Origin of the sequence: Caballeronia udeis, assembly GCF_044909315.1 — a bacterium.
Lineage (GTDB): Bacteria > Pseudomonadota > Gammaproteobacteria > Burkholderiales > Burkholderiaceae > Caballeronia > Caballeronia udeis_A.
In genome coordinates, this window is record NZ_JBIYEB010000044.1 from 37,956 (window position 1) to 47,314 (window position 9,359).

Here is a 9,359-nt window from a genome sequence, read left to right on the forward strand (position 1 = left end):
AACGCTCGCCTAGACCGTACAATGCGAAGAACCCTTTCGTTCGGAGCGAGTAATCGATGCGCATTGACCAGTTGGCAGCCATGCGACTGTTTGTCCGGATAGTTGAGTTAGGCTCGTTCGGGAAAGCGGCCAAAGCAATGGGAATGTCGTCCTCAAACGTGACAGAGCGAATTGCGAAGCTGGAGGAAGCGCTGGGAATCAGGCTTCTTGCGCGCAGTACGCGAGCGGTTGCGCCGACAGTGGCCGGTTCCCGGTATTTCGAAGTATGCCGACGACTGCTGAGTGAACTTGACGAGATCGAGGCATCGCTTTCCGACTCACAGGAAGCGCTTGCAGGACGCGTTAGGGTCAGCGCGAATATGTCAGTGGCGCGCTCGATCATCGTGCCGCAACTGCCGCAGTGGTCTGAACAGCATCCGAAGATTCATGTTGAGCTGATTATGAGTGACCAACGAAGTGACTTTGTGCGCGAAGGGATAGATTTCGCAGTCAGGATCGGCGGACTGGAGGACCAGGACCTGGTCCTGCGGCCTCTTGGCCGTCCAGTGCGCGTCACTGTCGCCTCTCCCGAGTATCTGCGTCGAGTGGGCCGACCGGAGAAGCCAGACGACCTTGTGCGGCATCGACTTATCGATTTTCTGCTTCCGCAAGCTGGCGAGAAGCTGGAATGGGAGTTTGAGGAAGCAGGCAGACCTGTGCATATGTACCCGCCAACCATCGCGGCTGTCGGGGACTCGGATGCGAGATTGCAGCTTGCGATAGCCGGCATGGGTATCGTCCAATCGCTCAGTTTCATCGCCGCTCCCGCTCTGAGGGAGGGGAAGCTCGAGCGCATTTTGGCGAAATGGGAAACGCCTGCGCCGAAAGTTGCGATCCTCTACCCACGCGACCGTCATCTACCGGCGCGGACAAGGGCAACCATGGACGCCTTTACCGTGTGGATCCGGACTGCAATCGAGAACGCCGCATAACTTCAGTGCATCATTGTGCGATGGCTGGTCGAAGTCGCCGTGACAGTGGACTTGGGCTCAAGCAAAGCATCAATGCCGAACTTCCTGTACCCGCGTCCGATACCGGATTGCTTGAACCCACGGCGACTCCTGGCTGGCATCGGTATCTCCGCAGTCCTGATGCTGAGCTGATTTTCCTGGTTAATTGCGACCGCCATTGCCGCATGGAGGGTCAAAGTCTGCTCCCAAACCAGTGACGATGTTTCCTTCGCATCCGACCAGGTCGCCGGCATGACCGGTTGCCAGAAGCTTGACATGCACTCCTTCCAGACAGAGGTGAAAGTCGATCACATGATAATGATTTTCGGGGCCTCGTAACTTGAGTCTGGTTGGTGAGATCAAGGTGTGTGTGTTGCCATGGCGGCGTTAAACACATTGGGGTTGAGCCCGAATTGCCCGGGAAGCTCGTCAAGTTCGATGGGCGCTGGCACCTTCGGCTTATCATACCTTGCGAGCCTTTCCTTGAGTTCACCGTTGACGACGGCGCACCGGACTTGAGCAAGCAGATCTGCTGCGTGCAGTGACCACCGCATTCGCTGTCTTTTGCACATACGCTGATTCAACACCTGATTGACTGCTGACTAGAAGCGATGCCAGATACCAGCAATTAAGATGTTTGCTGTGCCAAAGTCTGTCGCCTTGTCGTACGGGTACGCAATGTAAGCATCGGTACGCTCCGAAAGGGTATAGTCGTACGCGATGCTTGCTGTCTCACGCGATTTATGTGGCTGTGCGTCAAAGGTGATGTAGTCGCGAGCACAGGATGCGAGAATCTGGTTTGACGGATTTAGAGTGATCGCTGTTCCAATTTTCCCTATGTCGTCCTTGCGCGAGATGTCGCCGTAATTGAAGTGTTGGTACTCCGGGACGTCTTTGGCGAGGGACACCGTATAGCGTACAGCAGCATGGGTATCCATTTGATTCGACGCGGGTCCGAGGTTTGCAGCTGACGAGGAAGGACAGGTTCGGATTTTGATCCGTTGTACACAAAGCGTTGCGGCGAAGGTGTTGTTCGTGTAGTCAACAATCGCGAGCACGTTGTTTGTGCCAACTGATCCAGGGACATTGCCAAAGCTATAGGCAAACGTGTTGCTAAAACCGGATCTGGTACAAATAGGTGGCGTAGCCGAGATGTATCTTATAGATATGGATACCTTATCGATTAAACAGGATAAGATTCTAGACGGCGGGCGCAACGATGTCCTCGAGCACGAAAACGGAGAGGTCGAACTGCCTCTTGCGAATGCGATGTATCAATTCGATGCCTGAAAACGTGGTCGCGGCACTCGTGAAACGTTTGGACCCGAGTATCACGTTCGTCCTGGACTTGATGTGACTGTGGCGCGACAATCTGGATGAGAGACCTCATCTTGTTTGACGCGCGGCAATGTGACGATGGTCCTGTTCAATCAAATTATTGAGGTATTTCGAAGAGTGCCCCTCCGTGTCCTCGGGCAGCAGGCCATCAGTCTTCATCTCACGCACGGCCCGGTGCGAGGCGGCATACCCATCGAGCGTGACCGTCTCTGGTGGCCGGCCCAGATGGTTGATGGCCTTCCTGAAAAAGGATTTTGCCGCAGCCACATCGCGCTTTGCCCTGAACGTGAAGTCTACCGTCTGGCCGACCCGATCCACCGCCCGATATAGATAAACCCATTTTCCACGGATCTTCAGGTACGTCTCTTCAACCCGCCAGGGCCATCCCACAGGTGTTGCGAAACGGTTCCAGCGCTTGACGAATTCGGGCGTATAGCGTCGCACCCAACGCAGGATCGTCGTGTGAGCAAGCGACAACTCTCGCTCAGCCATCATCTCGACGAGATCGCGCAGGCTGAGCTTGTAGCGCAGATACCAGCGCACACAAAGAATGATCACGTCACGGTCAAAGTGGCGACCGGTGAACAGCCCGTCCAGACTCTTCAGCTTGATCATCGCCGGCTCTCAAATCGGTCACGCCGACACTGTACGTGTACGTCACAGCTGCGAGGCGACCTCACGTATCGTGACTACTACGTTTTAGTACCACTGAAAAATCTCACCCAACGCGCTGAGCGTCTACACCGCCTGCAAATGATGCTCGACGAGATTAACGGTCCAATGAAGTCTCCTTGGAAGGACCTCTCATTTCCCGGGATCGCCCACGATCCTCGCGGTAAGACGGAAGTGCTCGCTGATAAGCGACACGGCATCGTCAACCCGACGCTCGAGCACCGCGTCCACGATCCGCCGGTGTTCGTCCTCGCGAGGCATTACCGCGACTTGACGCGACAGGCTCCTGTATCGCTCGGCGTGGTCGAAAAGTCGCATACATGTATCGACCATCCAGTGTGAGCCACAACCCGAAAAGAGTTGCATGTGAAATTCGCGGTGCGGTTGATCGAAAGCCGGATTGGCCACTGGTGGATCAATCGATTCGTAACGGGATATTTTCGAAAGCCGGTGATAACTTAGCAATACACGCTCCTCCCACTGCGCGTCGCCTTTGAGTACTGCCTCGCGCATGGCGGCCTGTGCGGTCCACACACGTGCGTGGGTGAGGTCGGCGAGGCTATCCATACTGATCGGCGCGACCGCGAAGCCGCGCTGCTCCAGATAAAGCACGAGAGCTTCCGCCGAAAGCCGACTTAATGCTTCGCGGGTGGGGATGGTGCCACAACCGTAACGCTGGGCCACCTCGTTTACGCGCAAACGCTCGCCGGGCTTAAGCAGTCCGCGCAGGATGTCCTGCCGCAGCTTTTGATAGACGGCGCTCGCGGTGGTCTGTGAAACCTGCATTTCCGCATCGTCATAGCTCTGAAGAGGCACTAGGTACTCGCTGCTCAGGGGATCAGGATCTACTATACCGGTGTTTACCCGGAAAAATCAATATTATGATGACCGACGTAGGTTTATATATTATTCTTCAATTTAATACTGATCATATATCAAACCAGACATCTTCTTTTTACTTGAACTTGACTTATGCGACTACTTACCTTTAGCACTGGCCCCCAAGCGTCTTCGCGTGTGGGCGTGATGCGCAACGAAGACCGTGTAGTGGATATCGCCTCCGCCTCAGCTCTGCTTCACATCGCACTTCCGTTCGATCCGACCGACATGGTCTCGCTGATTAGCGCAGGCGCTCCCGCGCAGGCCGTGCTGGAAGATATTTTGCGTCGCGCTCCCGACGACCTGCCGCTTGACGCCGCGACGCTGCACGCTCCCATTCCTCGCCCGCGCAAAAATGTCTTTTGCGTAGGCTGGAACTATCTTGAGCATTTTGCGGAAGGCGAGAAAATTCGCCCGCACGTCAAGGACATGCCGGCGTTCCCGACCTTCTTCACGAAGGCACCTACGACCGTCACCGGCCCCTTTGACACGGTGCCATACTTTGCTGACATCTCGGCTCAGCTGGATTGGGAGGTGGAGTTGGCCGTCGTGATAGGAACCGGAGGCCGGGACATCGCGAAGGAGCGTGCGATGGAACACGTCTTTGGCTATACAGCCCTCAACGACATCACTTGGCGCGACATCCAGCGCCGGCACGGCCAACAGTGGTTCAAAGGTAAGAGCCTCGATGGCACATGCCCCATGGGGCCATGGATCGTAACGCGCGACGCGCTTGATCCAGCCGGCCTAGATCTGTCGTGCCGTGTCAATCGAGCGGTCAAGCAGTCTTCGAATACTCGGAGCATGTACTTCGATATTCCGACCATCATTGCCGAACTCTCACTTGGTCTCACCCTCGAGCCAGGAGACGTCATAGCGACAGGTACGCCCCCCGGTGTCGGCCATGCGCGCACTCCGCCGGAATTCATGAAGCCGGGTGATGTGATGGAAACCGAGGTCAGTGGTATCGGCACGATGCGCAACCCGATCGGCGTCATCTGAACCCGCCGACGATGGGGCGGCAATCTCTGCCTTAATCTATTGCTTTGTCTTGACAGGAGACACCATGAGCTTTTCTATTCGACGCGTCGTTACCGGCCACGACGCGAACGGCAAGGCTTGCGTTGCGATCGACGGGCAGGTCTCGAACATTGCGCCACTTCGCCAAGGCGCCACTGCGTCGGTGATCTGGAGCACCGAAGGCTTTCCGGCGGACAACACCGAACAGGAAGACGGCGCCAAGCGCCGGGTAGCGACCGCACATCCAGACGGCACCGTGTTCCGGGTCATCGAATATGCCCCTGGCGTGACACCACGCAACCATCGTACGGATTCGATCGACTATGCCGTCGTGCTGTCCGGCGAAATCGACATGGATCTCGACGGCACCGAGGTCCACTTGAAGGCGGGAGACGTGCTCGTGCAGCGCGGCACGATCCACGACTGGATCAACCGCGGGACAGAACCGTGCGTGATCGCGTTCGTATTGATCGCGGCAAAACCGGTCAGCGTAGCAGGCGACGAATTGCACGCAACCGGCTAGCCGGGCCGACTGTTCCCACCGCACAGACCCTATCGCGAACACCCGGCCGGCTCGTCGATCGCGCCAATCGAGGTGGTCACCGAAAAACATGAGGAGCCCCCTTGAACCTACTCTCGCGCGCAGGCTTTTCCAGCGATGCGGACTGGAAGCTGTACAACCGCATTGCCAGCCGCCTGCTGCCTTTCCTGATCCTGCTTTATGTTATTTCATTCGTAGACCGCATCAACATTGGTTTCGCCAAACTGCGCATGGCGGGTGATATCGGACTCAGCGACGCAGCCTACGGATTTGGCGCAGGCATCTTCTTTCTTGCCTATTGCTTGTGCGAAGTACCGAGTAACCTGATGCTCGCCCGCGTCGGCGCGCGCTTCTGGATTGCACGGATCATGATTTTGTGGGGCATTGTGTCCGCTGCCATGATGTTCGTGCACTCGCCGCTATCGTTCTACGTGATGCGCGCATTGCTCGGTGCAGCGGAAGCCGGCTTCTTCCCCGGCGTGATCCTCTATCTAACCTACTGGTTCCCCGCTCGCCAGCGTGCTCAGGCAGTCAGTCTGTTCCTGCTCGGCATTGCGCTTGCCGGTGTGCTTGGCGGGCCACTGTCCGGGTGGCTCATGCAAACACTCGACGGCCGTGGGGCCCTGCACGGCTGGCAATGGCTGTTTCTGCTTGAGGGCGCACCAGCAGTACTGGCAGGTATCGCCACGCTGTGTGTGCTAGACGACAATCCGACGAAGGCCGGCTGGCTGGGCCCCGACGAGTGCCAGCGCGTGCTGGGTACGTTGGCGCACGAGCGGGCAGCCCGGGATGCGCAGGGTCATGCGCACCGACTCGGCGACGCACTGCGCAGCGGCGATGTCTGGCGTCTTGCACTCATCAACTTCACGCAGATTGGCGGGATATACGGACTCGCGTTCTGGCTGCCCCAGATCATCCATGAACTGGGCGTGAAGGGACTGATCAATACCGGCCTCATCAGCGCCATTCCGTTCGGCATCTCTGCCATTGGCATGGTACTGGTTGGGCGGCATTCCGACCGGTCCGGCGAACGTCGCTGGCACGTTGCCGGACCGGCGCTGATCGGCGCGTTTGGCCTCGCGCTGAGCGGCACCTTCGCCACGATGCCCACCATTTCACTGCTCGGTCTTACGCTGGCCGCCTTCGGCCTCATCAGCGCGAACGCCGTCCTCTTCGCCCTCCCTGGTACGTTGCTGTCAGGTACGGCTGCAGCTGCCGGGATTGGCTTGATCTCGATGATCGGCAATATCGGCGGCTATGTCTTCCCGTTCACGATCGGCTGGATACGGGAACTCACGGGCCGACCGTCGTATTGCCTGTTCGTGCTCGCGGCTGTTTCATGCGTAGGCGCGCTTGCAATGCTGCGCATGCCGTCAACCGGGCGTTCTCGAACCCACGTAGCTGCCTAGCCGGGTAACCCAGAATTCATTGTAGTCGTGGTGATTGCACCGATTTTTCCATAAAATTAGAACTACTTATTATGAAAAACATTTCTACTCTCAGGAGACTTTTCGCACTGGCATGCGGCGTGAGTTCTGGCGGCGCTTTCGCTCAATCATCAGTGACGCTTTACGGCGTGCTTGATACGTTTGTCGGCTACCAGTCGGCCCAGGTTGGCGGCAAGTCAACGCAACTCGTCACGCTCGCCAACAATGGAGAAATGACGAGCCGCTGGGGGCTGCGGGGCGTTGAGGATCTGGGCAGTGGGTACAGCGTGCGATTCGACCTCGAAAACGGCTTCGATCCCTCCACGGGAACAGAGCAAAACAGCTTTCGCCTGTTCGATCGACAGGCGTGGGTCGGTCTTGCCGGTAACTTCGGTGAAGTACGCTTTGGAAGACAAAATACACCGATGTTTGTCTATGGGACTGTTCTCGACGCTTTCGGCTCGGCGACCTATGGCTCAGGCTATAACGACTTTGCGAACTGGCTCTCCCGTGTCGACAACGACATCTCGTACATTTCGCCGAAGATCGCCAACACACAGATCGAACTGCACTATTCGGCGGGAGACGTGCCCGGAGCGCTTGCGGGCAATGCCGTCTACCAGGCGGCCATGCAAAGCCAGCAGGGACCGCTCTACCTGGCAGGTGCGTATCTCAACGCGGCCAACGCGACCAACAGCCACCGCGTTCAGGAGATCATGGCGGGTGCCAGCTATGACTACGGCCAGGGGAAAGTCTACCTCGCTTGGTTCCGCGCCAACGAGGTCATCTCTGCCACTACCGGCAATGCGCTGGCCAATCCTGCAGGCAAATATGATCCGTCGGTCGGCCCCGTGGGAAACGTGCCGGGAAACTACCACAGTACCTTTAGCGTATCGGCCGACTACCTCATCACGCCCGCTCTGAGCGCAGGGGCCGCTTATGCGTACATCAAGGACGATTCATCGCTGGGTAACAATGCCGAGCAGATCGGCGCGATAGTGAATTACTCGCTGTCCAAACGGACGCAACTGTACGCTGTGGCTTCGTCGCTGAAGAATTTTCGCAGTGCGCAGTTTCGCATGGCCGGTGCCAGCATCACGCTCGGCTCGTTGCTGACACCGGACAGTGGCCACAATGAGTTGGGCGCACAAATCGGTATTCGGCATCAGTTTTGAGTCTCCCATACCCGAGCGGGGCACGGTGTTCCTCAAGAAGGGAGTGGTGATGCAGATGCGCTATAAGAGACGGTTTCAAAAAGACGTGAAGGGGGCTGTTAACTTCATGGACATGCTGTAATGGGATGGTCACCCCCACCTCTCAGCGAGTAGGCTGCTGAAACTTTCCAGCGGAGGCCATGCCATGCAAAACGTCACGTTAGTCGGGATTGATCTGGGGAAACACTCATTTCACGTTCATGGGCAGGACAGAACCGGCAAAGCGGTGTTTCGGAAAAAGCTCTCGCGCAAGCAGTTGCTTGAGTTCTTCGCCACCTTTCACGGCTGCACTGTCGTGATGGAGGCCTGCGCTGGCGCTCATTGGATGGCGCGAAAGCTTAGAGATTTTGGACATGCGGTCAAGCTAATCTCTCCACAATTCGTGCGCCCTTTCGTCAAGAGTAAGAAGAATGATTTCATTGATGCTGAAGCCATTTGTGAGGCTGCTTCGCGGCCGTCGATGCGGTTCGTGACACCGAAGACCGTATCCCAGCAAACACTTTCAGCACTGCACCGGGTGCGCCAGACCCTGGTGCGCGATCGGGTATGCGCTACCAATCAGATGCATGGGTTTTTACTCGAATTCGGTATCAGCTTGCCCACGGGACACGCCGTTGTGAAGCGCCTATCTTTGGTGCTCGCCGAGCACGAATTACCGCCGCGCCTCGTAGCAATTCTTGAACGCTTACATGCGCACTTTAAATATCTTACCGAGCAAATCGGTGATATCGAAAAGAGCTCCAGCGGCAGCTTTCCGACGACGCCCTCGGGCAACGCTTGTTGACGATTCCTGGTGTTGGCCCCATCACCGCTAGTCTTCTCGCCTCGGAGCTCGGCGACGGGAAGCAGTACCGATGCAGCCGAGACTTCGCCGCCGCAGTGGGGCTGGTCCCAAGGCAATACAGTACAGGCGGTAGATCGACCCTGCTCGGGATTTCCAAGCGAGGCGACAAGAATATCCGCCACCTGTTGGTCCAGTGTGCCCGGGCATTCATGCTTCGGCTGGGTAAACATTCCGGACCCATGGCAGATTGGACCCGGGCGATGCTCGCGCGGCGACATTCCTGCGTGGTTGCGTGTGCGTTGGCCAGCAAGTTTGCACGAATAGCGTGGGCAATCGTGAGCCACAACACAGTGTTTGAAGAACAGGTGACTGCCTCCGTTGTGTGACCGGCATCTCCTAGCAGGCTGCGGAAATACACCTCTCCTGAAGCGACGCCTTTCGCTCTGTGCGGCTACCGCTGCGCAATTTTCTGCATTGCGAAATTTCAACGCGAAT

At 57.2% G+C, this 9,359-nt stretch carries 7 protein-coding genes and 2 pseudogenes; 6 read left to right on the forward strand and 3 right to left on the reverse strand.

Annotation, left to right across the window (positions count from 1 at the left end; genetic code table 11):
* Positions 1 to 56: 56 nt before the first annotated feature.
* On the forward strand, positions 57 to 971 hold the full coding sequence (locus tag ABH944_RS40825; RefSeq protein ID WP_472975152.1) for a LysR family transcriptional regulator: 915 nt from the start codon (positions 57 to 59) through the stop codon (positions 969 to 971).
* A 620-nt stretch (positions 972 to 1,591) separates the two neighbouring features.
* On the opposite strand, the gene ABH944_RS40830 is transcribed toward ABH944_RS40825, so the two are convergent.
* The 3 genes and pseudogenes from ABH944_RS40830 to ABH944_RS40840 all read right to left on the reverse strand — a co-directional run bounded on the left by ABH944_RS40830 (position 1,592) and on the right by ABH944_RS40840 (position 3,785).
* Complete coding sequence (locus ABH944_RS40830) at positions 1,592 to 2,047, reverse strand: porin family protein (protein ID WP_472975153.1); 456 nt, start codon at positions 2,045 to 2,047, stop codon at positions 1,592 to 1,594.
* A gap of 142 nt (positions 2,048 to 2,189) precedes the next feature.
* A pseudogene (locus ABH944_RS40835) lies at positions 2,190 to 2,942 on the reverse strand (IS6 family transposase).
* A gap of 189 nt (positions 2,943 to 3,131) precedes the next feature.
* Positions 3,132 to 3,785, reverse strand: coding sequence for a GntR family transcriptional regulator (locus tag ABH944_RS40840; RefSeq protein WP_404614474.1), 654 nt, complete (start codon positions 3,783 to 3,785; stop codon positions 3,132 to 3,134).
* Between the two features lie 240 nt (positions 3,786 to 4,025).
* Between ABH944_RS40840 and ABH944_RS40845 the strand changes: the two genes are divergently transcribed.
* From ABH944_RS40845 to ABH944_RS40865, 5 genes and pseudogenes are all read left to right on the forward strand, one after another.
* The gene (locus ABH944_RS40845) at positions 4,026 to 4,880 is read left to right on the forward strand and encodes a fumarylacetoacetate hydrolase family protein (RefSeq protein WP_404614491.1); all 855 of its coding nucleotides are present in this window, start codon (positions 4,026 to 4,028) and stop codon (positions 4,878 to 4,880) included.
* Positions 4,881 to 4,944: 64 nt separating this feature from the next.
* Entirely contained in the window at positions 4,945 to 5,421 is a 477-nt protein-coding gene (locus ABH944_RS40850) for a cupin domain-containing protein (protein WP_404614476.1), read from the forward strand.
* A 101-nt stretch (positions 5,422 to 5,522) separates the two neighbouring features.
* Positions 5,523 to 6,848, forward strand: a complete 1,326-nt coding sequence (locus ABH944_RS40855) for an MFS transporter (RefSeq protein WP_404614478.1) — start codon at positions 5,523 to 5,525, stop codon at positions 6,846 to 6,848.
* Between the two features lie 71 nt (positions 6,849 to 6,919).
* Positions 6,920 to 8,041, forward strand: a complete 1,122-nt coding sequence (locus ABH944_RS40860; protein ID WP_404614480.1) for a porin — start codon at positions 6,920 to 6,922, stop codon at positions 8,039 to 8,041.
* 184 nt (positions 8,042 to 8,225) lie between these two features.
* Positions 8,226 to 9,250: pseudogene (locus tag ABH944_RS40865) on the forward strand (IS110 family RNA-guided transposase).
* Positions 9,251 to 9,359 lie beyond the last annotated feature (109 nt).